We start from the raw sequence: 24497 nt of genomic DNA on the forward strand, positions 1-24497 counted from the left end.
GTGCTCTACCGCTGAGCTAACCGCCCGCAGTGCGGCCGCGCAATATAGGGGAAGGCGCCGGATCGGTCAATCGCATGACGGGGACTCGGGATGCCCGCAGGTCACAGCGCCAGCCGTAACGCGGGCAGGAACTCCGAACGGCTTGGCACGCTGAGGCGAGTGCACTACCCGCCGCATTAAATGCGAATGGTTTGCATTTATGTTAACGATATGCTTGACTGATCGCCCGCCCGACCTCTCGCGGCCACGAAACATGCCCTCGCTTATCGCAAGCCTTCTCGCGCTGCTCGGCCTTGCCGGGATGCGTACCGGCCGCCGGCGCGCCGCCTTTGCGTCGGAGCGCGCCGAGTACATTCCCGCCTGCTTCCTGCTGCAGGCCGCATCCCTGTGCTGGTGGCTGCACGCAATCGGGCTGGGGGCAGCGATACTTCTGTTCGTGAGCCAGTGCGTCGGCGCCATCGTCCTCGGGGCACGCGTGCATGGCCGACCGGCCGTCCCGCGCCCGCGCGAACCGGGCCGCCGAACGGTCGGCGTTGCGGCCACCACGCCCGGCGGCCGACTGCCGGCGCTCAGAAGCGGTAGCTGATTCCCACGGTGAGCTCGAACTGGTACATGTCGAGCTCGATGTCCTGATCCTGCGGGTCGGCGCCGAAGGCCGCGGAGGTATCGACAGCCCCGGGCAATATGCCGCCCCCGAGGATCTCCACGATGCTGGCGTCGACATTGCTCAGCGGATTCTTGCCGCGGACCGCGTTGCTGTCGGCGTACATCGCGGACACTTCCAGGCTCAGCGCCGGCGTCATGCGGACGCCGAAACCGGCCGTGAAGTGCGCTTCCGGCACTCCGGGTGCCAGCACGTTGAACAGGACATCGTCGCCATCGATCGGCGAATTGCTGCGGCTGTAGCCGGCGCGCAGCACGAAGCTGCCGACGACCGCCTGATACCCAAGCTTGATGACGTCGACATCGCTCCAGCCGAAGCCCGGACCGTTGTCGGCACCGAGGCAGGCGGGGCTCGGCCCGCCGTCGCCGATCAGGCCGCCGGTCTGCCCGGCGAGCAGCCGCGGCAGGGCGCATTCGTTGACGAAGCGGTTCGGCCCGAGCGGTCTCCCGACGGACGCGATCTCGCTGTAGTGGATGCGCTGGAAGTCGACAGCCACTCGCTGCTGCGCGGGCAGCAGGAACACGATCCCGACGTTCCAGGCGGACGGAATATCGAAGGCGCCCTGCTCAGCGAATAGACCGGCGTAGTCGTCGAATCGCTGCATGTGGATGCGCGACTGGTACGACGCCCCTGCCGCCAGCCAGTCGAAGGGCAGACCGAACACTCCGATCCGGCCGCCATAGCCCACGCTGTGGTCCTTGTCGTTGTCGGATACGCGCTCCGGAGCGTTCGAGAACTGGGCGAAGGCGCTGAGCCCCTTCGCCTCGAACTGCTGGGCCGCGAGAATGGGGGCCACACCGATCGACAGGCGCTCTCCGAGCTTGCGCGAGTAGTGCGGCACGATGAAGAGCTGGATGAGATCGACGCTGGTCAGCGGACTGTCGTTGCCGCAGAAGCCGGCCACATCCGGCGGTGCTCCCGCTGCCGGCACGCCACCTCCGAAGCTGCCCTCGCACTCGGTACGGAACAGCGGAATGCCTTCACCGAAGCGCGCGGTGTTGCCGGAATAGACCGTCTGCAGCCCGCCGTTGCCGTAGAGCGCTATGCCCCACGCGCTGTGCGCATCGATCCGGCGGTTGTAGGCAATACCGGGAATGTAGAAGCGCTCGCGGCCGCTGCGTTTCTCCACGACGGGCGAGATGCTGAAGATGCCGGGACCCGCGTCCGCCCCCCGCTCGGTCGCCATGTAGTCGCGAATCGGCACGAAGAAGCTGATCCCGGCGTCGAACGCGTTGCCGACCCACACGCCACCGGCCGGATTCGATGTCACGGCGAAGCTGTCCTCCGCCATCGCCGTGCCGGCACCGCCCATCGCGCGCTGCGACGCGCTGTAGCCGTGCGCGAAATAACCGTTGGTCGCGACGGCCTGGGCGGACGCCAGCATCAGCACACCCGCCGCGCAGCGCGCGCGGACGCGAACCCCGTTCGCCATTGCGGTATCCCCCTCCTGTCCGGGCGCGGAGTATCGGGGAAACGCTTTCGGGACACAAAGCGCGCGTACCAGCGGTCCAGCCGATGCGCACAATCGACCGACCGGCAGCGATACGGTCCGGCCGCTCAGAAGCGATAGCCGATTCCGACCGTCAGCTCCAGCTGGTACATGTCGACTTCCACTTCCTGATCCTGTGGATCGGCGCCGTAGATGGCATCGCCTTCCGTCAGCCCCGGCAACGCTGCACCGCCCAGGATCCGCACCAGGCCCGCGTCCACGTGGCTCAGTGGATTGGGACCACGCACCGGATTGGCGGGTGCGTACATCGCGGCCACGTCCACGCTCAGGGCGGACGACATGCGGAAGCTGAAGCCGGCCGTGAAATGCTCGTCCGGCACACCCGGCGCCACGATGTTGAACAGCACGTGCTCCGGAACGATCGGCGTATCGGAACGACTGTAGCCGGCGCGCAGCACGAAGCTTCCGAGCACGACCTGATATCCCACCTTGAGCACGCCGACGTTCCGCCATCCGAAACCGGGCCCGCCGTCGCCGCCCAGACAGCTACGGCTGGGCCCGCCGTCCCCGAGCAGCCCGCCGGTCTGGGCGGCGAGCAGGCGCGGCAGCAGGCATCCGTTGACGAACGCTTCCGGCTCCACGCCGTTGCGGAATATCGGGACATCGCGGTAGCCAATGCGCTGAAAATCCAGCGCCAGCCGTTGCCGCCCGGGAAGGAGCAGTGCGAACCCCACGTTCCAGGTCGAGGGAATATCGAAGGCACCCTGCTCCGGAAACAGACCCGCGTACGCATCGAAGGGCTGCATGTCGATGCGCGACTGAAAGGAAGCGCCCAGCGCGAGCCAGTCGACGGGGAGCCCGAATACACCGACGCGCACGCCGCCTCCGAAGCTGTACTCCATGTCACGATCCGATACCTGCCCCGGGGCATTCGAGAATGCCGCGAACGCGCTCAATCCCTTCGCCTCGAAGCGCTGCACCGCCAGCACCGGCGATATGCCCAGCGACCAGCGCCGCCCCAGCCGTCGCGAATAGTGCGGCACCACCAGAACCTGCGCCAGATCGACCCCGGTGAGCGGGCTGTCGTTGCCGCAGAGCCCGGCAACGTCCGGCGGTCCACCGACCACCGGCGCGCCCCCGCCGAAAGTGCCCTCGCACTCGGCGGTGAGCAGGGGGATCCTCTTGGCGAAGCGTGCCGCGTTGCCGGGATACACCGTGTTCAGCCCGTTGGCGTAGACCGCCAGCCCCCAGGCGTGCGCCCGCCCCGCCCGACGCGCGAAGGCCACGCCGGGGACGTAGAAGCGCTCGCGTCGACTGCGCAGGCCGTCCACCTGCCCGATGGTGAAGAGACCCGGTCCCGCACCCTCCCCGCGCGCGGTGGCGGAATAGTCGCGCACCGGCACCAGCAGCGTGAAGGTAGCGTCGAGCGCATCTCCCACCCAGACGCCGGCAGCGGGATTCCCCGTGACCGCAAAGGCGTCCTCCGCCATGGCGGTCCCGGCACCGCCCATCGCGCGCTGCGAAGCGCCGTGGCCGTGTGCAAAGTAGCCGTTCGTGGCCGTTGCGGGCGTCACCGTCACCATCATGGCGACCGCCAGCCACGACCACCGCGGGCGCTTCATCCGACGCATTCTGATTGCCGTGCCCTGTCGTCGACGCCCGCGCTGATCGGGGCGGGTACCGCCCTGACGCATGCAATTCCCCGGCCATCGCGCGACGGTCGGGCGGCGACCGCGTGCGCTCTTGAATGGCTTCGGCACGCCCCTATCTAGGAGGTCGAGGCGGCGCGGCATGACGCCGTCACCGCCGACCCGAACCATTGGCCCACCATCGAAGGAGGTCGCCATGAGTGTGATGCGTTACGAACCGTGGTCGCTGCACCGCGACCTGTGGCAGGAAATGAGCCGTGCGCTGGACCGCATGCAGTCCGATGATGCGTCGAGCGGCGCAACGGCGGACTGGGTTCCGCCGGTCGATATCGAGGAGGACAAGGAGCGGTTCGTCCTCTACGCCGACGTACCGGGCGTCGATCCGGCATCGATCGAGGTCACGCTGGAGAACGGCGTGCTGACGCTTTCCGGCGCCCGCGAAGGCCATGTGGAGCAGGACAAGGCCGAGCGCCGGCGCGTCGAGCGTGCGCACGGGCGCTTCTACCGCCGCTTCACGCTGCCCGACACGGCCGATGCCGACAACGTCAGCGCTCGCGGCAACAACGGCGTGCTGGAGGTCGTGATCCCCAAGCGAGCTTCCACCCAGCCCCGGCGCATCGCGGTCGCCGCCTGAGCGCGGCGCTCGCGGGACGCAACATGACGGGGCGCATCGCGCCCCGTTTTTCTTGGTGAGCGGATAGCATCGGCCCATGGAATACAAGGACTACTACAAGACCCTGCAGGTTGACAAAGGCGCGAGCGCAGACGAGATCAAGCGCGCCTACCGCAAGCTCGCGCGCCAGTACCACCCGGACCGCAACAAGGAACCCGACGCCGAGACCCGCTTCAAGGAGGTCAACGAGGCCTACGAGGTGCTGTCCGACGCCGAGAAGCGCAAGGCCTACGACCAGCTCGGCGCCAACTGGCAGGCCGGCCAGCAGTTCCGTCCGCCGCCGGGCTGGGAGGGCGGCTTCCGCCAGAGCCGGCGCACCGGCGAGTTCGGCGGCTTCTCGGACTTCTTCTCCACGCTGTTCGGGGGCGGCGCAGCCGGCGCCGGATTCGACCCCTTCGGCGAGATGGGCGCCGGCGGTGCCGGCGCCGGTTTCCGCCGACCGCCGCCGGAGACCCGCGCCACGCTGAGTGTCAGCGTCCGCGAAAGCCACGAAGGCGCGACCCGGGCCATCAATGTGGGCGGCAAGCGGCTGTCCGTGCGCATTCCCAAGGGCATTACCACCGGTCAGGTGATCCGGCTCGCCGGCCAGGGCCAGCAGGGTGGCGACCTGCTGCTGGAGATCACGCTGCGCCCGAGCGATGGCATGCGCGCCGACGGCAAGGATGTCCATGTCGCCGTGCCGGTGCCGGCATGGACTGCCGCGCTGGGTGGCAAGGTGGCCGTGCCGACGCTGGCCGGCACGGTATCGCTGTCGGTGCCGGCGGGCTCGCAGAGCGGGCGGAAGCTGCGACTGCGCGGCCGGGGCCTGCCCGGCAATCCGCCCGGCGACGCCTACGCCGAGCTCGCCGTGCACGCACCCGAGCCGCAGTCCGACGCCCAGCGGCAGGCCTACGAGGCGCTGCGCGACGCCTTCCGGGAGCACGACGACTGAGGTATCGGCTGGTGCGACCGAGACGCTAGACTCTCGCGTTCACCCCCGTCATCGCCGTCATGGGTCTACTGGTCCTCTTTCTCCTGCTCGCGCTGGTGGTGTCCTTCGCCTGCTCGATGTGGGAATCCGTGCTGCTCTCGGTCACGCCGAGCTATGTCACCCGCCGCGTACAGGAGGGCGGCTCCACCGGTCGCCTGCTGCAGGAGTTCAAGCGCGACATCGACCGACCGCTCTCGGCGATCCTGACGCTCAACACCATCGCGCACACCGTCGGCGCCATCGGCGTGGGGGCACAGGCGAACGTGCTCTTCGGCAGCGCCGGCCTTGCGCTGATGGGCATGCACCTCAGCTTCGAGGCCATGATCGCGGGCGGCGCGACCCTCGCCATCCTGGTGGTGTCCGAGATCATCCCGAAGACGCTGGGTGCCACCTACTGGGAACGCTTCGCGCCGCTGACGGTGCGCTGCCTGAAGTTCCTCGTGCTCGCGCTCTATCCCTTCGTGCGGCTCAGCGAGACCATCACGCGCTTCCTCAAGGGCGGCGCGCACGGGCCGGTATTCTCGCGCGCGGATTTCCTGGCGATGGCCGAGCTCGGGCGACAGGAGGGGCGGCTGGATGCCTCCGAGGCATCGGTGATCCAGAACCTGCTCGAGTTCCGCGAGACGCGGGCGCGCCGGATCATGACGCCGCGCACCGTCGTCATCGCGGCGCGCGGGAGTGACACGGTCGGCGAGTTCCTGGAGCGGAACCCCGAGCTCGCGGTGTCCCGCCTTCCGGTCTACCGCGACGACATCGATACCGTCACCGGCATGGTGCTGAAGGACGACCTGCTCGCCGCCGCGGCGCGCGACGAGCACGACCGCCGCATCGACACCATCAGCCGCGAGGCCCTCTTCGTGCTCGACCAGCAACCGCTGCCGCGCCTGCTGCGCCAGCTCACCGAGGCGCGCGCACAGCTCGCCGTGGTGGTCGACGAGTACGGGGTCACCCAGGGCGTGGTGACGATGGAGGACGTCGTCGAGACGCTGCTCGGCCTCGAGATCATGGACGAGGCTGACACCATCGCCGACATGCAGGCCCTGGCGCGCGCCAACGGCAGGCACGCCGACCACGGCGCCTGACGCACTGCCCGCCGGCTAACGGGCCGGGACGGTCGTCACGCGGCCGCTTCCGGCACGCGCGTGAACCAGGGCTGGGCCGACTCGAGCTGCGTGGCCAGCGCCAGCAGCGTCGCCTCGCTGCCCCACGGCGCGGTGAACTGCGAGCCGATGGGGAGATTCTGCGCAGTCCAGTGCAGCGGCACCGACATCGCCGGCAGCCCGGTGAGATTGGCGAACTGAGTGAACGGCGTGCGCGCCAGCGCCTCCATGGCCAGCTGCTCGACGACGCGACCGCTCTTCAGCAGACGCCCCGCGGGCAGGCGGAGGAGCACCGACTGCAGCGCCTGCACGGCCGGCGGCTGATCGAGCTCGCCAATGCGCGGCGGCGGCGCCGCCACCGTGGGCGACAGCCAGAGATCGTGGCCATCGAAGAAGGTGGCAGCAGCCTGCGCGATCCCGGTCCACCGTTGCCGCATGCGCACATACTCGCCCGCCGAGATGGCCCGCCCGATCGCGGCCAGCGTGCGCGTGTCGCGCTCGAACTGGCGCTCGCGCGCGCCCGCCGCCACGGCCTCGTCCACCGCCGCGGCCACCTGACCGAAGTACAGGCCGAAGTAGGCGCGTGCCACCAGCATGCCGTCGACCGGCGGCTCGGCTTCGACCACCTCGTGACCGAGGGACTCGAGCAGCGCCGCGGTGCGCTCCACCGCGTGCACGCATTCAGGATCCACATCGGCGCCGATCGGCGAGCGCGTGCTCCAGCCGATGCGCAGGCGCCCGGGCAGCTGCGCCGCGAGACGCTCGTACGCATCCAACGGCCGCGCCGCGTGGTAGGGCGCACCGCGACCGGGGCCGGCCAGCACGTCCAGCATGCGGGCGCTGTCGCGCACGCTGCGCGACACCACGCCGTCGCTGGAGGCACCCTCCCAGTGCTCGACGGTCGCCGGCGTCGTCGGCACCAGACCGCGCGACGGCCGCAGGCCGAAGAGACCGCAGTGCGATGCCGGAATGCGGATCGATCCACCACCGTCGTTGGCGCCGGCCATCGGCACCACGCCGGCTGCGACCGCCGCAGCGGCGCCGCCGCTGGATCCGCCGGGCGTGCGCCCGGTATCCCACGGATTGCGGGTCGCGCCCCACAGCACCGATTCGGTGACGGCCTTGAGGCCCAGTTCCGGCGTCGCGGTCTTGCCGAAGATGACCATGCCGGCATCCAGCGCGCGCTGCGTGTAGTCGGCGTGCTGCGCCGGACAGCGCTCGCGCAGTGCGCGGCTTCCCGCGGTCGTCGGCACACCGGCGTAGTCCTGGATCAGATCCTTGACCAGGAAGGGCACGCCGGAAAAGGCACCGGACAGCGGCTCGCCGACGCGCGCGTCGGCGATCTCGTCCATGGCGATGCAGACCGCATTCAGCGCGGGATCGACCTCGGCCAGACGGCACCGCGCCAGATCCAGCAGAGTGGCGGCGTCGACCTCGCCGCGCGCGTGCGCGTCGGCGAGGTCGATGGCGTCGCAGCCGCGATAGGTGGCGTAGTCCATCCGGTGTCGCTCCGACCCGGACTCAGAAGAGCTCGGCGTCGAGTGCCATCAGCGTCTCGGCGCCCGAGCGCGCGGCACGGATGTGGTAGGCGGTCTCGGGCAGCAGACGCGCGAAGTAGAACCGCGCAGTCGCGAGCTTGGCGGTATAGAAGCTGTCGCCGCTGTCCTGCTTGTCCAGCGCCACCCGCGCCATGCGCGCCCAGAGATAGGCGAAGATGGTGTGGCCGACCACGCGCAGGTACGAGGTCGAAGCCGCGCCGGCCTCCTCGGGATTCTGCATGGCCTTGGCGCCGATCTCGCCGCTGAGCTTGGTCAGCTTGCCGCCGATGTCGGCGAGCGGCTCGACGAACTCCTTCATGTCCTCGCGGTCGGCGTTCTCCTGGATGAAGGTCTGCACCAGACCGCCGAAGCGCTTGAGGCGCGCACCGCCGTCGCCGAGCACCTTGCGGCCGATCAGGTCCAGCGCCTGGATGCCGTTGGTGCCCTCGTAGATCATGTTGATGCGGGCATCGCGCACGAACTGCTCCATGCCCCACTCGCTGATGTAGCCGTGACCGCCGTAGCACTGCAGCGCCATGTTGGTGGTCTCGAAGGTGTTGTCGGTGATGAAGGCCTTCACCACCGGCGTGAGCAGCGCGACCAGGTCGGCGCACTCCTTGCGCACGGACTCGTCGGGGTGCTGGTGCTCGGTGTCGATCATCAGGCCGACCCAGTAGCAGAAGGCGCGCGCGGCCTCCGTGTAGGCGCGCTGCGTGAGCAGCATGCGGCGGACATCCGGGTGCACGATGATCGGATCGGCCGGCTTGTCCTTGGCCTTGGGACCGGACAGCGAGCGCATCTGGAGCCGGTCGCGCGCATACGCCACGGCGTTCTGATAGGCGACCTCGGACAGCCCCAGCGACTGCATGCCGACGCCGAGGCGGGCGCCGTTCATCATGACGAACATCGCCGGCAGGCCGCGGTGCGGCTCGCCCACCAGCCAGCCGCTGGCGCCGTCCAGGTTCATCACGCAGGTGGCGTTGCCGTGGATGCCCATCTTGTGCTCGATGGCGCCGCAGCGGATGCCGTTGCGCTCGCCGGGATTGCCGTCGGCATCGGGCAGGTACTTCGGCACCACGAACAGCGAGATGCCCTTGGTGCCGGCGGGCGCATCGGGCAGACGCGCCAGCACCAGATGCACGATGTTCTCGGCCAGATCGTGCTCGCCCGAGCTGATGAAGATCTTCGAGCCGCTCAGGCTGTAGGAACCGTCGTCGTTGGGCTCGGCCTTGGTGCGCAGCAGGCCGAGATCGGTGCCGCAGTGCGACTCGGTCAGGCACATGGTGCCGGTCCAGGTGCCCTCGACGATCTTGGGCAGATAGGTCGCCTTGATCTCCTCGGTGCCGTGCGCCGCCAGGCACGCATAGGCGCCGTGCGTCAGACCGGGGTACATGGTCCACGCCTGGTTGGCCGAGTTCAGCATCTCGTAGAGGCAGTTGTTGACCAGCTCCGGCAGTCCCTGACCGCCGAAGTCCGGGGCGCACGCCAGCGCCGGCCAGCCCGCCTCGACGTACTGCTGATAGGCGGCCTTAAAGCCGTCCGGCGCGAAGACATTGCCGTCATCGTCGCGCCGACAGCCCTGGGCATCCCCGCTGGCGTTGAGCGGGAACAGGACCTCCGAGCAGAACTTGCCGGCCTCGTCGAGCACCTGGTCGATGATGTCGCGATCGACTTCGGCGAAGGCCGGAACGTCGGCGAGCGACGATTCGACGCCGAGAAGCTCGTGCAGGACGAACTGCATGTCACGCAGGGGCGGGGTGTACTGAGGCATGGCGAATCCGATGGTCGGGGTTGGCGGAAGCGGCGACGGCCGCGGACGCCATACTGTACCGTATGTTGCAGCGCACGTCCCGCCGTCCAACAAAAAAGGGCCCGCCGTTCGGCGGGCCCTTTCGGGTCCATCGCTGCAGCGCGGGAACTAGTTGCCGCCGCCCACGCCCAGGAGACCGCCCAGGAAGCCGAGCAACTCGGTGACCAGACTCGGGTCGAGCAGCGACTGCACGGCCTGGACGAGACCGCTCGGCTCACCCGCGTCGGGATCGCCGATCAGCAGCGCCTGCAGCCCTTCGACCAGCTGCCCCTCGGCGAGCAGCCCCTGGACCAGATTGGCGAGGTTGCCGTTGCTCTCGAGCAGATTGGCGAGGATCTGGACGAGGTTGTCCTGCGACAGGTTGTCGCTGATCGCGGTCAGCGCACCGTCCTCGGTGATCAGCAGATCGACGAGACCGTCCTTGCCGCTGTCCTCGCCCGCGATCAGGCAGATGGTGCCGAGATTGGCCTGACAGTCGGGGTCGATGGTGCCGTTGATCAGCAGCGACTGGACGAGACCGGTGACCCCTTCCTGCCCGAGCAGCGCGACCAGACCGTCGCCCTGGTCGGAACCGATCAGCAGGTCGGCCAGGATGTCGGCCAGACCGCCCTCGCCGTCCTCGCCGCCGGTCAGGAGCTCGGTCAGACCCGCCTGCAGCTGCCCTTCCATGAGCAGACCGCCGACGAGGCTGGCGAGATTGCCGTCATTCGCGAGCAGCGTCTCGAGCGCGGCCTCGAGATCCGCGGTGTTGATGTTGTCGGCGATCGGCGCCAGCGCCCCGCCCTCGGCGAGCAGCTCGTCGACGAGACCGTCGCCGCCGGCGGTACCGCCGAGAACGCAGACACCACCCAGCGGCACCGAGCAGTTCTCGACGCCCGGGATACCGCCACCACCGCCGCTGCCCGGCGGCGTGCCGGGACCGACGCCGGTGTCATCCTCTCCGCCCTGCGCGCAGCCGGTGAGAACACCGGCCAGCGCCAGAGCGCCAATCGTGAAGAACTTCCTGTAAGCCATGTCGATTCCTCCGTGAGCCGAAAGGCTGGTTAGTTAAGGATCCGAATCTCGACGCGACGGTTCTCCTCGCGCCCTTCCTCGGTATCGTTGGTTGCGACCGGCTCGCTCTCGCCGTAGCCGACCGCGGAGACCTGACCCGCCGGGACACCGTGATCGGCAAGGTACTGCTTGACCGATTCGGCGCGACGCTGCGAGAGCTCCTGGTTGTACTCGTCCGAGCCCAGCGAATCGGTGTGACCGGCGACCTCGACCTCGAGATCCGGATAGCGGTTGAAGATCTCCACCACCGGATTCAGCAGACGGCGCGCATTGGCGTGCAGGTCGGCCGAATCGAAAGCGAAGAGCACGCCGTAGAGCTGGATGACGTCGGAAAGCGCGCAGCCCTCGCCGTCGACCCGCGTGCCGGCGGGCGTGCCGGGGCACTTGTCGGCCTGATCCGGGATGCCGTCACCGTCGGAATCCTCGAGCTCGGCCTCGACCACCTGCACCTCGGGGTCCGGCGCCGGCGGCGGCTCCACCGGCTCGGGCTTGCCGAACAGCGGAATCTCGATACCCAGCGAAGCCTCGTAGTCCTGGTACTCGTCGGCGAAGGTGTCGTACACATAGCGCACTTCACCGCGCAGCTTGACCGAACCCTTCTCGGTCAGCGGGCCGGTCACGAAGCCGAGGCCGGCCGTACCGTAGACATCGAAGCTGTCGTCCTCGCCCACGTCGCGGACATCGTTGTAGTTGCCGCCGCCGCCGAGCAGCGCATAGGGCGTGAAGCCGGTGCGGTCACCCAGCGCGTAGGTACCGTGCAGTTCGATCGAATGCCGATAGAAATCGGTGAACGACGAGATGTCGGTCTCGATGACCTCGGTGCCGAGCGCGATGCCGATACCGAAGCGCGACGGATACTGCCAGCCGTAGACCGCGCGCACGCCGTAGCCCTCGTCGCCCTCGCCGAGCGGGGTGCGATCCTCGTCGGTGATGGCGTAGGTGCCCATGGTGGAGAAGTAGCTGACGGTCTCGTCGCTGCCGTCGCTCTGTTGCGCAAACGCGCTGCAGGTCGCGGCCAGCGCCGCACAAGCCGCGGCGCGGCCGAGAAGTTGGATGGTCATTGACACTCTCCCAAGTCGTTTATGAGTGCTGCCCTGCGCGACAGCAGTCCACCGGTTATTACGGGTGACTAAGGTCATAGTGACACCGGGAGCCGCACTGCACAATACCCCGACCGAACGTTCAGCACGCACGGGACCGGTGACCCGGGTACCCGCGGGCAGTTGCTATGCTCCGGGCTGATCGAACGCCGGGCCCCCGAATGCCGCGCCATCTCCTGACAGTGCTGTTGCTTTCCGTGCCTTTTGCGGCGTCGGCGATGGACCTGGAAACCGTCTACCGGGAGGCGCTGGCGGCCGACCAGCAACTGATGGCGGCGCGGCACGCGCGCGACGCCGCGCGCGAGGCGGAGCCCATAGCCCGTGCTGGCCTGCTCCCCCGGATCTCGGCCTCGGCGGCGATCGGCTGCGAGCGGCAGGATCAGACCACCGCCGAGAGCGGCGGCGCCAACCCGGCGCCGGCACGCGACTGCGCCGAGATCTTCGGTGCCGAGACGGCGCGCACCGAGGAGTACGGGGCGTCGCTGACGCAGCCGGTCTACGATCGCGGCGCCTGGCTGGCGCTCGACCGTGCCGGGGACAGCGTGCGGCGTGCCGATATCGCCCTCGCGGACAGCGAGCAGGCGCTGCTGCTGAGGGTGGCGGAGGCCTACTTCGACGTGCTCGCGGCCGACGAGGCGCTGGGTTTCGCGCTCGCCGAGCGCAACGCCGTCACCGAGCAGCGCGCCCTGGCGGAGCAGCGCTTCGAGGTCGGGCTGTCGGCGATCACCGATGTCCAGGAGGCGCAGGCGCGCTACGACCTCACCATCGCGCGCGCCCTGGAGGCCGAGCAGGCGCTCTCCAGCGCCCGCGACGCGCTGCAGGAGATCATCGACCAGCGCCCGGCGGCGCTGGCGCGGCCCGGTGACGATTTCGCCACGCCGCCACCCGATCCACCCGCCCTCGACCCCTGGATCGAGCGCGCGCGCACCGAGAATCTGGCGCTGCGCATCGCCGCGCTCGACGCCGAGCTCGCGCGGACCGACGTCGCCAGCGCCCGCGCGCAGCGCTGGCCGAGCCTCACCCTCGAAGGCAACTACGGCCGTAGCGAACAGCCCGGCTTCGTGCTGAGCACCGAGACCCGCAGCGTCGGTCTCACGCTCGATGTGCCGCTGTTCACCAGCGGGCGGATCAGCGCCGAGGTCGACCGCAATGCAGCCCTGGCCGCGCAGCGCGACGCCCAGCGCGAGGCGGCCCTGCGCAGCGCGCTCCGGCAGACGCGGAGCGCCTTCCAGGCGGTGCGCAGCAGCCGCGCGCGCGTCGCGGCGCTGGACAAGGCGGTCCTGTCCAACCGCACCGCGCTCGAAGCCGCCGAGGCCGGTGTGGAGGTCGGGACACGCACCGCGGTGGATGTGCTCGATGCCCAGCAGGCCCTGTTCGGCGCCCGCAGCGATCTGTCCCGCGCGCGCTACGACTACATGCTGGCGGTGCTGCGGCTGGAGCGCGCCGCCGGCACGCTGGGTGCCGACGATCTCTCGCGTCTCAACGACGCCCTGGTGCGCGAGACCCCGCTGCGCGACACCGCGACCATCGAGATCGCGACGCCGGAGCGCTGACGCCGCGCCTCAGGCAGCGCGCGCCATCGCCGGCGCGTTCGCGGCCGCCGGATCATGGTCGCGGCTGCGCAGGACCTGACCCATGGGCACGCGCTCGAAGTCGGCGCCGAAGTCACCGTCCGCGAACGCGCAGTGGCCGTTGACGTAGACGCGCCGCACGACGCCCTCGGAACGGTTCACCAGCTGATGGTGGTCGAAGGCCTCCCGCCACACGTAGCGATAGGTGGCTTCCGGCTCCCACACCGCGAGCCGCTCCGGATCGACCAGCAGCAGGTCGGCGCGCGCGCCGACCGCGAGCGTGCCCGCGTCGACGCCGAAGAACTCGGCCGGTTCGCTGGTCAGCCGGCGCACGGCCAGCGCCACGCGGGCGAGCCCGCGCTTCTGCGCGATCTTGAGCATGCGCAGGTTGCCGTCGTAGAAGGCCATGTTGGTGAGATGCGCACCGCTGTCGTTGAACCCGGGGAGCAGCAGCGGGTTGAACAGGAGATCCTCGACCACCGCCATGTCGCGGTTGGCCGAGATGATCCACCAGCGCAGCGCGGTGTCGTAGCGGCGCAGCAGGTGGAGCAGGAATTCGGCATCGTCCGGCGCATCCAGGAAGCTCGCGAAGGCCTCGGCCTCGGCCTCGCTGCGGACTCCCTCGCCACTGCGCTGCCAGGCCACCAGGCGGTCGCGGACGGCCTTCATGGTCTCGCCGTGCCATACCTCGACCGGGCAGTCGTCGATGGTCATGTCGCCGAGGTCGCGCGAGAGCACGTTGTCGTCGATCTTCAGCCAGTGCTTGATGCGCGCCGGCCCGAAGCCGCGCCGCCCGTGGTACCACATGCGGCGGAAGGCCTTGACGTACTCCGGATCGTTCAGGATGCGCAGGCGCCCCTCACGATCCTCGAGATCGCACTCGTTGAGGCGGCGGAGCTCCGGGATCTCCTCGGCGATGGGCGTAATGACGCCGTCGCTCCAGGTCTTGAAGCGCGCCGGCAGCGCCTGGAAGCGGAAATGCCCGCCGATGAAGCGCGAGTTGAGCAGCCGGGAGAGCACCAGCCCCATGCGCATGATCGAGCGGTTCATGACCAGGTCGATGGCCGCCACCGCGGTCACCTTGAGCGGGCGGCCGAACAGACGCCCGGAGGTCAGCAGGAAGTTGCGCAGGATGCCGACCTTGCTGTCCTTGGGCGGCGTGGCCTGCCACACGCGCCCCCAGCGCCGCACCACGTGGGTCAGGCGCTTGAGCTCGCCGAAGGGCGCGAACTGCGTGGGAATCTGCTTGCGCACATTGGGCTGGTTGGCCAGATAGTGGAACGGCAGCGCGTCGGTGGAGAAGCCGACATAGCCCTCGCGCATGCCCTTCTCCAGCAGCGACTCCATGCGCGCGAGCTCGTCCGGGGTGGGGTCCCTGCTGACCGAATCCTGCAGCCCCATCACCTCGATACGCAGCATCGAATGCGGGATCATGGCGGCGACATTGGGCCCCAGCGGCATGCGGTCGAAATGGTCGAGATAGGCGCCGGAATCCTGCCAGTCGGCCGCATCCGCCACCTTGCGCAGCACATGCTTGGGCACGTTCTCGACACGCGCGAAGCAATCCACCACCGGATCGGCATCCCCCCGGCGCTGGTTACCGAAGGCGAGACCCAGCGAGCAGTTCGACATCACGACCGTGGTACTGCCGTGACGCAGCGCCTCGGGCAGACCCGGCGCGAGCTCGACCTCGAGATCGAAATGGGTGTGGATATCGAGCAGCCCCGGCATCAGCCACTGGCCATGGGCATCGACTTCCTCCCGGCCGCGGCCGACATCACCGCCGACAGCGGCGATCCTGCCCTCGTGGACGGCGACGTCCGTCTGCATCGGGGCGCCGCCGAGCCCGTCGAAGACGGTGGCGCCGCGGATGACGGTGTCGAACTGCGCGCGATCGCTTCCGTCCATGGTCTCCTGCCTGATCGAGAATCGATTGCGGGACCATAACCGCTACCGACCAACCCGACACTCGTTGTTTTGCAGGAGTGTGATGACCCGGGTCGATCAGCCGGCCGGCGCCGCCGGCCAGAACGCACCGATGCCGGCCACCCCCTGCCCCCCGTGGTGCCGTGCGGTGGCCGCCATGGCCGGCGTCATGCCGCCGATGGCGTAGACCGGCACCGCCGCCGATGCGGCGATCGCCGCGAAGCCGGCCCAGTCCAGGGGCCGGGCATCGGGATGACTCGCCGTCCGCGCCACCGGCCCCAGCACCACGGCCTCGGCGCCGCAGGCTTCGGCCGCGCGGAGCTCGGCGGCATCGTGAATCGAGACCAGCAACGGCGGATCGGTGGGGCGCGCCACCCCGCCGCGGTCCTGCAGCGCCGCGCCGTTCAGGTGCAGCCGGCAGCCGAGCCGGTCGGCCAGCGCCGGGTCGCGATCGACCACCAGGCGCCCGCCGCCTATCGAGGCGCAGACCACGCCGGCGAGCGCCGCGTACTCGCCGTCCGACAGGGTCGGCAGACGCAGCCGGAGCAGGCAGCCGGCCGGCAGCGCCTCGAGGCCCGCCAGCACGGCGGGCGGCGTCAGCTCGGGCGGCGTGATGGCGTAGCACGCCGGCAGACGCAGCGCGGTGACGATGGGAGCGTCAGCGGGCAGCAGCGGCCACCCGTGCATCGCCTGCGGCGCCACCCAGGACAGGCGCTGCCCCTCGCGGGGACGCGGCGTGCCCTGCCAGGTGGCGACCTCGAAGACATCGAGGGCCACCGTGAATTCGGGATAGGCGTGCCGCAGCCGGATCAGCGGCGCGGCATCGGTGACGGTGATGCCGAGCTCCTCGTCGAGCTCCCGGCGCAGGGCGTCCAGCGCGGTCTCGCCGGCTTCGAGCTTGCCGCCGGGCAGCTCCCACATGCCCGCATAGGGCTTGCCGGGCGCGCGCTCGGCCAGCAGCACCTCGCCGCGCCCGTTGCGCAGCGCGGCCGCAGCCACCGGCAGCTCGCGGGCCTCGCCCTCAGCTGCGGTATTCGGCGTTGATGCGCACGTAGTCGTAGGAGAAGTCACAGGTGTAGACCTCCGCCGCGGTCCGACCGCGGCCGAGCTGGATGCGCACCGTGAATTCGGCGCGCGCGAAGACCGCGCTGCCGGCGGCCTCGCTGTAGTCGGGATGCGGTTCGCCGGCGGCCACCAGTGGCACGTCGTCGATCGCGATGGTGACGCGCGAGAGATCGAGGGCATCGACCGGCGCGCGCCCCACCGCCGCCAGGATGCGGCCCCAGTTGGCATCGCCGGCGAAGGCCGCCGTCTTGAACAGCGGAGAATGGGCCAGCGTATAGGCCACGCGACGCGCCTCGTCGCGATCACGCGCCTGCTCGACGCGCACGGTGATGAAGCGCGTGGCGCCCTCGCCATCGCGCACCACCGCCTGCGCGAGCGTGCCGCACACGGCCTGGAGCGCCGCCAGGAAGCGCGCATAGTCGTCGCTGTCGGGCGCCAGCGCGGGCGCGCCGGAGGCACCGGTCGCCATCAGGACGAGGCTGTCGTTGGTGGAGGTATCGCCGTCCACCGTGATGGCGTTGAAGCTGTCCGCCGCTGCCTCCGCGAGCGCGCGCTGCAGGGTCGAGCGCGATACCGCCGCGTCGGTGGCGACGAAGGCGAGCATGGTCGCCATGTCCGGGCAGATCATGCCCGCGCCCTTGGCGATGCCGGTGATGGTCACGGTCCTGCCGCCGATCTCGAGCTGCCGGCTGCAGCCCTTGGGGACAGTGTCCGTGGTCATGATGGCGCGCGCGGCCGCCAGCCAGCCATCTGCACGCAGATTGCCTGCCGCCCGCGGCACCGCCGAGCTGATGCGCGCGACCGGCAGTGCCTCTCCGATGACGCCGGTGGAGAACGGCAGCACCATGCCCTCGAGCTGGGTCTCGGCGGCGGCCGCGCACTGGCGGGCGGCGTCCAGGCCGGCGGCGCCGGTGCCGGCATTGGCATTGCCGGCGTTGATCAGGAGCCCGTGCACGGCGGTGCGCTCGGCCAGCCGCTGCCGGCAAAGCGTCACCGGCGCCGCGCAGAAGGCATTGCGCGTGAACAGCGCGGCGACGCTGGTACCGGCATCGCAGGCCAGCAGCAGGAGATCGTCGCGGTCGGGGGCGCGCACGCCGGCGGCAGCGGTTCCCAGCCGGATACCGCCGACCGGCAGCAGCGGGCCCGGCTCGGTGAGATTGACCGCCATGCGCGCTACTCGATGCGTCCGTGGCAGTGCTTGTACTTCTTGCCCGAGCCGCACGGACAGGCGTCGTTGCGGCCGACCTTCGGCACGTCGCGGCGAACGGTCTCGGGCTTGGCCTGCGGCGCCGGCGCATCCGCACCCAGCGGCAGGCGCCGCGCGCCGCCGCCATCCGCGGCTGCAGCGGCACCGCCGCCGACCGCGCCGGCGGCGGCGGCCTGCGCCGGCTGCGGCGCCTCGCCGGAGGCAACCGCTCCGGTCGCGACCTGCTCCGCCTCGGCGTGCCGGAACTCCATCTTCTCGGGTTCGCGGCGCTGCGCCTCGACGTTCTGGACGTCCTCCTCGCTCTTGACCTGGACCCGCGCCAGCACGCTGATCACCTCGTGCTTGAAGCGGGCGATCATGTCGCTGAACATCGTGAAGGCTTCCTTCTTGTACTCCTGCTTGGGGTCACGCTGCGCGTAGCCACGCAGGTGGATGCCCAGTCGCAGGTAGTCCATGGCCGCCAGATGCTCGCGCCAGAGACGGTCGAGCACGTTCAGCGAGATGGCCTTCTCGAAGTGCTGCAACACCTCGGCGCCTACCTGCTCGCGCTTGGCCTCGTAGGCTTCGACCAGTGCATCGCGGATGCGCTGCCGCAGCCCTGCCTCGTTGAGGTTCTTCTCCTCGTCGAGCCAGCGGCGGACCGGCAGCTCGAGCTCGAAATCCTTGCGCAGCGCATTCTCGAGGCCCTCGGCATCCCACAGGGTCTCGACGCTCTGCGGCGGGATGTAGGCGTCGATCACGCCGTCGACGACCTCGTCGCGGACATTCTCGATGAGGTCGCTGACGTCGTCGGCCCCCATGAGGTTGTCGCGCAGCTCGTAGACGACCTTGCGCTGATCGTTGGCGACGTTGTCGTAGTCCAGCAGATGCTTGCGGATGTCGAAGTTGTGCGACTCCACCTTGCGCTGGGCGGTCTCGATGGCGCGCGTGACCCACCGGTGCTCGATGGCCTCGCCCTTCTCCATGCCCATGTTCTGCAGCATCGCGCGCATGCGCGGCGGCGTGAAGATGCGCATGAGGTTGTCGTCGAGCGACAGGTAGAAGCGCGTGGCACCCGGATCACCCTGACGACCGGAACGCCCGCGCAGCTGGTTGTCGATGCGCCGCGACTCGTGGCGCTCCGAGCCGATCACCAGCAGACCGCCGGAGGCGATGACCTGATCGTGGCGCGCCTGCCAGTCCTGCCTGGCGGCTTCGCGGGCGGCGGTGTCCGCCTCGTCGATCTGCGCCAGCTCGGCGTCGAGCGCGCCGCCGAGCACGATGTCGGTACCGCGGCCGGCCATGTTGGTGGCAATGGTCACCGCGCCCGGCCGTCCGGCCTGCGCGATGATGTCGGCCTCGCGCTCGTGCTGCTTGGCGTTGAGCACCTCGTGCGCGACGCCGGCCTGGTTGAGGAGACGCGAGAGCAGCTCGGACGTCTCGATGCTGGCGGTGCCGAGCAGGACGGGCTGATCCTTGCCGTGGGCCTCGACGACCTCGGCGCAGACCGCCTCGAACTTCTCCTGTGCGGAGATGTAGACGAGATCGGCGCGGTCATCGCGCACCATGGGCTTGTGGGTCGGGATGACGACCACTTCCAGACCGTAGATGCTCTGGAACTCGTAGGCCTCGGTATCGGCCGTGCCGGTCATGCCGGCGAGCTTGTCGTAGAGGCGGAAGTAGTTCTGGAAGGTGATCGACGCCAGCGTCTGGTTCTCCTGCTGGATGGCGACACCTTCCTTCGCCTCCACCGCCTGATGCAGGCCGTCGGACCAGCGACGGCCGACCATCATGCGGCCGGTGAACTCGTCGATGATCACCACCTGGCCGTTGCGCACGATGTAGTGATCGTCGCGCTTGTACAGATGGTGCGCGCGCAGGGCGGCGTTGAGGTGGTGCATCAGCACGATGTGCTGGGCGTCGTAGAGGCTGTCGCCCTCCTCGAGCAGACCCGCTTCGCGCATCAGCTCCTCGACGTGATCGTGCCCCTCCTCGGTGAGGTAGATCTGCTTGTTCTTCTCCTCCACGGAGAAGTCGCCGGGACCGTCCTCCTCCTCCTGCTTGATCAGGCGGGGCGCGATCTCGTTGATCTTCTTGTAGAGCTCGGGCTTGTCGTCGGTGGGGCCGCTGATGATCAGCGGCGTGCGGGCCTCGTCGATGAGGATCGAGTCGACCTCGTCGATGATCGCGAAGGCGTGCCCGCGCTGCATCTTGTCTTCCTGGCGGAAGGCCATGTTGTCGCGCAGATAGTCGAAGCCCAGCTCGTTGTTGGTGCAGTAGGTGATGTCGGCCTGGTAGGCCGCCCGTTTCTCCTCGCGGTCCTGCTGCGGCACCACCACGCCCACGGTCATGCCCAGCCCCCGGTAGACGCGCCCCATCCACTCGGCGTCGCGGCGTGCCAGATACTCGTTGACGGTCACCACGTGAACGCCCCTGGCGGGCAGCGCGTTCAGGTAGACCGCGAGCGTGGCGACCAGCGTCTTGCCCTCGCCGGTCTTCATCTCGGCGATGCGACCGCTGTCGAGCACCGAGCCGCCGATGAGCTGCACGTCGAAATGGCGCATGCCGAGCCAGCGCCGGCCGGCTTCGCGCACCACGGCGAAGGCCTCGGCGCGCAGGCTCTCCAGGCTGGCGCCTTCGGCCAGCCGCTTGCGGAACTCGTCGGTCTTGGCGGCAAGCGCCTCGTCCGAGAGTGCCTGCAGCTCGTCCTCAAGCTTGGCGACCTGGGTCACCAGACCGCGCATGCGGGAAACGACACGCTGATTCCGGCTGCCGAACAGCCGAGCCATCACATTGTTGAACATCGATACTCGCGGGCTTGAGACGGAGGCACGCCGCCTGCGGGCCGGGCGCCCGGCGGGGACGTCAATCGCACATTATGCCGGCTGCCGACCGAGCGCATCCGTCAGCGGCCGGACCGCGGCGCACCGCGGTGCTGCATGGCAGCATCGCTGCGGCGTGCGGAACGGGAAAACGGGCGGAACGCGGGGCTCCGAGCGAACCGGTTCGGTACCGCCGGTGGTACCGACTGGCGGAGCGCGATCAGCGCGCGGCGCGCACGTAGCGCACCGGATCGACCGTGCGCCCGTCCTGCCATACCTCGAAGTGCAGGTGCGGCCCTGTGGCACGGCCGGAATCGCCGACTTCGGCGATGACCTGCCCGCGCGTCACGCGCTCGCCGGCGCGCACCAGCAGCTTGCTGTTGTGCCCGTAGCGCGTGATGTAGCCGTTGCCGTGGTTGATCTCGACCATGTGCCCGTAGCCGGGCCGGTCACCGGCGACCTCGACGATGCCGGAACCGACCGCGGTGACATCGGTACCGGTGCGCGCAGCGAAGTCGAGTCCGTAGTGCGCGGCCGGACGCCCGGTGAACGGATCGGTGCGACGCCCGTAGCCCGAGGAGATGTATCCGCTCGCCACCGGGCGCCCCTCGGGGCGCGACGCGTCGCGCACGTGCGAATCCACGAGCATGTCCTCGAGCACGCTCAGCTGGCGCGAACGGCTCCGCACGCGCGCCTCGAGCGAATCGAGCTCGTCGGCGAGCGCGGCCAGCTCGGGGGTGTCGCCCTGCTCGGTCAGCGGACCGCCGACGGCGGGCGATTCGCCGAAGTTGAACTCGCCGTCCTCGAGGTCGGCGAGGCGGGTCATGCGCTCGCCGGCGGCATCCAGACGGGCGACATGAGCCTGCAGCGTGGCGATGCGACGCGCGAATGCGGTCGATTCGTCGTGGATGCGCTCGCGCAGGGCCGCGATCTCCTGGCGCTGGTCGGTGTTGTCGACCCCCCAGAGATCCACCACTTCCACGCGCTGCGGGACCATCAGGTCGTGCAGCTTCCAGCCACCGGCGATCAACAGCGCCATCGTCAGGAAGGCACCGGCACCGCCGAGGACGGCCAGCGCACGCACGCGCACCCGCCGCAGATCGAAGCGGCGCGACGTACCTCGTCGATGGTCTACGATGATGATCTGCATCCGTCCGGTTCTCTCAACTGATGAAAAAGGCGTCCGACGCGCTGACGCCCACCGGCGCGCGTCTCTCGGAAGTGCTCGACAGCCGCAGCGGCACGACGGCGCGAGTGCTGGCGCGCGCTGCCCGCCTGCAGGCGCTCAGCGCGGAACTGCAGAAGCTGGATGCGCCCTGGGCGCCCGCGCTTCGCGTCGCGAACCTGCGCGGCGACTGCGTCGTGGTCTTCGCCGACAACGCGGCGGCCGCGGCGCGCGCGCGGCTGGAATCGCGCCGCATCACCGAATGGCTGCAGAGGCGCGGTGTCGACTGTCGACGTATTGAAATCCGGGTCCGCCCCGCCGCGCGCCGCCAGACAAACGGCGCCCGTGCTGGAGACTGAATCCCCGCTGAATTCAAGTGCATTCCCGCAGTCTAGGCGTCCTGTCACGCCCGTGACAACTATCGGGGCGGTAAAGGCCTTCCGGCCGCCGATGGCTCAGGCGGTGACGGGCAGCGCCGGAATGAACTGCACCGGCGCGTCTCCGGCATCCGCGACCGTGGTCAGCTCCCACGCATCCTCGTTCTCGAGCAGCGCACGCGCGAGCCGGTTGTTGAGATCGTGACCGGACTTGAAGGCCGAATAGGCGCCCAGCACGCTATGACCAACGAGATAGAGATCGCCGACCGCATCGAGGATCTTGTGGCGCACGAACTCGTCGTCGTAGCGCAGGCCGTCGCGGTTGAGCACCCGGTACTCGTCGAGGACCACCGCGTTCTCCAGGCTGCCGCCGAGCGCGAGGTTGCGTGCCCGCATGAACTCAACGTCCTGCATGAATCCGAAGGTCCGCGCACGCGCCACCTCGCGCACGAAGCTCGTGCTCGAGAAGTCGATGGTGACGTGCTGACGCGTGCCGCGCACGACCGGATGGGCGAACTCGATGCCGAAGGACAGCCGGAAGCCGTCGAAGGGCTCCAGCCGCGCCATCTTGTCGCCGTCCTGCACCTGAACCGGGCGGGTCACGCGCAGGAACTGCTTGGCGGCATCCTGCTCGACCACGCCGGCGGACTGCACGAGGAACACGAAGGGCCCGGCGCTGCCGTCCATGATCGGCACTTCCTGCGCGGACAGCTCGACGACGGCGTTATCGACGCCCATGCCGGACAACGCCGACAGCAGGTGCTCGATGGTCTGGATCTTGAGACCGTCGTCATTGGTCAGACAGGTGCACAGCTGCGTATCGGTGACCAGATGCGCGCGCGCGGGGACTTCGGGCGCGCCGGGCAGGTCGATGCGCCGGAACACGATGCCGGTGTCGGGATCGGCCGGCAGCAGGGACATGTAGACCTTGCGGCCGCTGTGCAGTCCGACGCCGGATGCGCGGACCGGATTCTTCAGCGTTCGTTGTTTGAGCATCAGGGTCGGGCGTCCTGCCTCGTCTTGGTGCATTGTGCTTAATGAATCATTATGACAGCACCATGACCCGGTATCCAGACTGAACGCGACGCCGCCCCGGACCGGGTGCATCCCCGGCCCGGGGCGCAACGGCTGCGCCCGGCTGACGGTCAGTCCGCCTGATTGCGGAGGAAGGCCGGAATGTTGAGCACTTCCTCGTCGGGAATGCTCCGGCTCCGGAAGTCCTGACCGACCGCGACCCGGCCGCCCGACTCGCGCATCACCGCCGGCACTTCCACCGAACCCTGGCGAGGCTGGCCGTTGACGTCGGCCGCCGGCTGACGGCTGATGGGCGTGACGTTGCTGTTGGGGTCGTGCACCGGCTGCGGCTGCGCCTGCGCACCGCCCAGGCCGGTGGCCACCACCGTGACGCGCAGCTCGCCGTCCAGATTCTCGTCCAGCGAGGTGCCGAACTTGAGATCGACGTCCTCGCTGGCGATCTCCAGCACGCGGCCCATGATGCGGTTGATCTCGCCCATCTTCAGCGAGTGGTCGCAGGCGACGTTGACCAGGATGCCCTGGGCGTTGGTCAGCTCGATGTCGTCGAGCAGCGGGCTGGTCAGCGCCTCGTCGACGGCGTTGATGGCGCGGTCGTCGCCGCTGGAGCGGCCCAGCCCCATCATCGCCTTGCCGCGCGAGCGCATCACCGTGGACACGTCGGCGAAATCGACGTTGACCTGGCCCGGGCGCGTGATCAGATCGGAGATGCCCTGGACCGCGTTCTGCAGGACGTCGTTCGCCTTGCGGAAGCACTCGTCCATGGTGGCGTCGTCACCGAGCACCCGCTGCAGCTGCTCGTTCGGGATCAGGATCAGCGAGTCGACGTGCTTGTGCAGCTCGCTGATGCCGTTGACCGCGGCCGAGTTGCGCTTCTTGCCCTCGAACATGAAGGGCTTGGTGACCACTGCCACCGTCAGGATGTCGAGCTCGCGCGCGATCTCGGCGATCACCGGCGCCGCACCGGTGCCGGTGCCACCGCCCATGCCGGCGGTGAGGAAGAGCATGTCGGTGCCTTCCAGCAGGTCGCGGATGCGGTCACGATCCTCCTCGGCGGCGGCCCTCCCCTTCTCGGGGTCGCTGCCGGCGCCCAGCCCGCGCGTCACGGCGGCGCCGATCTGCAGGATGTTGGCGGCCTTGGACCGGTCGAGATGCTGCCGATCGGTGTTGGAGCAGATGAACTCGACGCCCTCGATCTCGGCCTCGACCATCTGGTTGACGGTGTTGCAGCCACCGCCGCCCACCCCGATGACGCGGATGATGGCTCTTTCGGGGGACTGGCCATCCAGTACTTCGAACATTTCGCTCATTGGTGTTACCTCCTGCGCGTGCGCTTGCCGTTGCGG

The 24497-nt window shown here is 69.4% G+C and carries 19 protein-coding genes; 6 read left to right on the top strand and 13 right to left on the bottom strand.

Features of this window, described 5'->3' with window-relative positions; translation table 11 throughout:
* Positions 1–253: 253 nt before the first annotated feature.
* Positions 254–586, top strand: a complete 333-nt coding sequence (locus KAH28_RS01280) for a hypothetical protein (protein WP_290573990.1) — start codon at positions 254–256, stop codon at positions 584–586.
* On the opposite strand, the gene KAH28_RS01285 is transcribed toward KAH28_RS01280, so the two are convergent.
* Both KAH28_RS01285 and KAH28_RS01290 read right to left on the bottom strand, forming a co-directional pair.
* Entirely contained in the window at positions 570–2096 is a 1527-nt protein-coding gene (locus tag KAH28_RS01285; RefSeq protein WP_290573991.1) for a hypothetical protein, read from the bottom strand. The genes KAH28_RS01280 and KAH28_RS01285 overlap by 17 nt on opposite strands.
* Before the next feature lie 125 nt (positions 2097–2221).
* Positions 2222–3736: a hypothetical protein gene (locus KAH28_RS01290; RefSeq protein ID WP_290573992.1), complete on the bottom strand. Its 1515-nt coding sequence runs from the start codon at positions 3734–3736 to the stop codon at positions 2222–2224.
* 223 nt (positions 3737–3959) lie between these two features.
* On the opposite strand from KAH28_RS01290, the gene KAH28_RS01295 reads away from it, so the two are divergent.
* The 3 genes from KAH28_RS01295 to KAH28_RS01305 all read left to right on the top strand — a co-directional run bounded on the left by KAH28_RS01295 (position 3960) and on the right by KAH28_RS01305 (position 6488).
* Positions 3960–4397, top strand: a complete 438-nt coding sequence (locus tag KAH28_RS01295; protein WP_290573993.1) for an Hsp20/alpha crystallin family protein — start codon at positions 3960–3962, stop codon at positions 4395–4397.
* A 76-nt stretch (positions 4398–4473) separates the two neighbouring features.
* Positions 4474–5367, top strand: a complete 894-nt coding sequence (locus tag KAH28_RS01300) for a DnaJ C-terminal domain-containing protein (protein WP_290573994.1) — start codon at positions 4474–4476, stop codon at positions 5365–5367.
* A 59-nt stretch (positions 5368–5426) separates the two neighbouring features.
* Entirely contained in the window at positions 5427–6488 is a 1062-nt protein-coding gene (locus KAH28_RS01305; protein WP_290573995.1) for a hemolysin family protein, read from the top strand.
* 35 nt (positions 6489–6523) lie between these two features.
* Here the strand turns inward: KAH28_RS01305 and KAH28_RS01310 are convergent, their stop codons facing one another.
* From KAH28_RS01310 to KAH28_RS01325, 4 genes are all read right to left on the bottom strand, one after another.
* On the bottom strand, positions 6524–8005 hold the full coding sequence (locus KAH28_RS01310; protein ID WP_290573996.1) for an amidase: 1482 nt from the start codon (positions 8003–8005) through the stop codon (positions 6524–6526).
* A gap of 22 nt (positions 8006–8027) precedes the next feature.
* Positions 8028–9815: an acyl-CoA dehydrogenase C-terminal domain-containing protein gene (locus tag KAH28_RS01315; protein WP_290573997.1), complete on the bottom strand. Its 1788-nt coding sequence runs from the start codon at positions 9813–9815 to the stop codon at positions 8028–8030.
* Positions 9816–9962: 147 nt separating this feature from the next.
* Complete coding sequence (locus KAH28_RS01320) at positions 9963–10868, bottom strand: hypothetical protein (RefSeq protein WP_290573998.1); 906 nt, start codon at positions 10866–10868, stop codon at positions 9963–9965.
* Positions 10869–10897: 29 nt separating this feature from the next.
* Positions 10898–11968 carry an OmpA family protein gene (locus KAH28_RS01325; RefSeq protein ID WP_290573999.1) on the bottom strand — a complete coding sequence of 357 codons (1071 nt, stop codon included), beginning with the start codon at positions 11966–11968 and terminating at the stop codon, positions 10898–10900.
* A gap of 257 nt (positions 11969–12225) precedes the next feature.
* Between KAH28_RS01325 and KAH28_RS01330 the strand changes: the two genes are divergently transcribed.
* Positions 12226–13560 carry a TolC family outer membrane protein gene (locus tag KAH28_RS01330; protein WP_290574000.1) on the top strand — a complete coding sequence of 445 codons (1335 nt, stop codon included), beginning with the start codon at positions 12226–12228 and terminating at the stop codon, positions 13558–13560.
* Between the two features lie 9 nt (positions 13561–13569).
* Here KAH28_RS01330 and KAH28_RS01335 read toward each other — a convergent pair whose 3' ends face one another.
* From KAH28_RS01335 to KAH28_RS01355, 5 genes are all read right to left on the bottom strand, one after another.
* Positions 13570–15486 (bottom strand): amidohydrolase family protein, encoded by a 1917-nt coding sequence (locus KAH28_RS01335; protein ID WP_290574001.1) that lies wholly within the window; start codon positions 15484–15486, stop codon positions 13570–13572.
* A gap of 96 nt (positions 15487–15582) precedes the next feature.
* Complete coding sequence (locus KAH28_RS01340) at positions 15583–16503, bottom strand: Nudix family hydrolase (RefSeq protein ID WP_290574002.1); 921 nt, start codon at positions 16501–16503, stop codon at positions 15583–15585.
* 22 nt (positions 16504–16525) lie between these two features.
* A complete protein-coding gene (gene argJ, locus KAH28_RS01345) occupies positions 16526–17737 on the bottom strand; it encodes a bifunctional glutamate N-acetyltransferase/amino-acid acetyltransferase ArgJ (RefSeq protein WP_290574003.1) in 1212 nt (403 codons plus the stop codon).
* 5 nt (positions 17738–17742) lie between these two features.
* On the bottom strand, positions 17743–20559 hold the full coding sequence (gene secA / locus KAH28_RS01350) for a preprotein translocase subunit SecA (RefSeq protein WP_290574004.1): 2817 nt from the start codon (positions 20557–20559) through the stop codon (positions 17743–17745).
* 238 nt (positions 20560–20797) lie between these two features.
* On the bottom strand, positions 20798–21727 hold the full coding sequence (locus KAH28_RS01355) for a M23 family metallopeptidase (protein WP_290574005.1): 930 nt from the start codon (positions 21725–21727) through the stop codon (positions 20798–20800).
* 20 nt (positions 21728–21747) lie between these two features.
* Here KAH28_RS01355 and KAH28_RS01360 point away from each other — a divergent pair, with 20 nt between their 5' ends.
* Positions 21748–22101 carry a DciA family protein gene (locus KAH28_RS01360; RefSeq protein ID WP_290574006.1) on the top strand — a complete coding sequence of 118 codons (354 nt, stop codon included), beginning with the start codon at positions 21748–21750 and terminating at the stop codon, positions 22099–22101.
* A gap of 96 nt (positions 22102–22197) precedes the next feature.
* On the opposite strand, the gene lpxC is transcribed toward KAH28_RS01360, so the two are convergent.
* Both lpxC and ftsZ read right to left on the bottom strand, forming a co-directional pair.
* A complete protein-coding gene (lpxC, locus tag KAH28_RS01365) occupies positions 22198–23115 on the bottom strand; it encodes a UDP-3-O-acyl-N-acetylglucosamine deacetylase (RefSeq protein ID WP_290574007.1) in 918 nt (305 codons plus the stop codon).
* A 149-nt stretch (positions 23116–23264) separates the two neighbouring features.
* Positions 23265–24461 (bottom strand): cell division protein FtsZ, encoded by a 1197-nt coding sequence (gene ftsZ / locus KAH28_RS01370; RefSeq protein ID WP_290574008.1) that lies wholly within the window; start codon positions 24459–24461, stop codon positions 23265–23267.
* Positions 24462–24497 lie beyond the last annotated feature (36 nt).

The sequence above is a fragment of the Algiphilus sp. genome, assembly GCF_023145115.1.
Classification (GTDB): domain Bacteria; phylum Pseudomonadota; class Gammaproteobacteria; order Nevskiales; family Nevskiaceae; genus Algiphilus.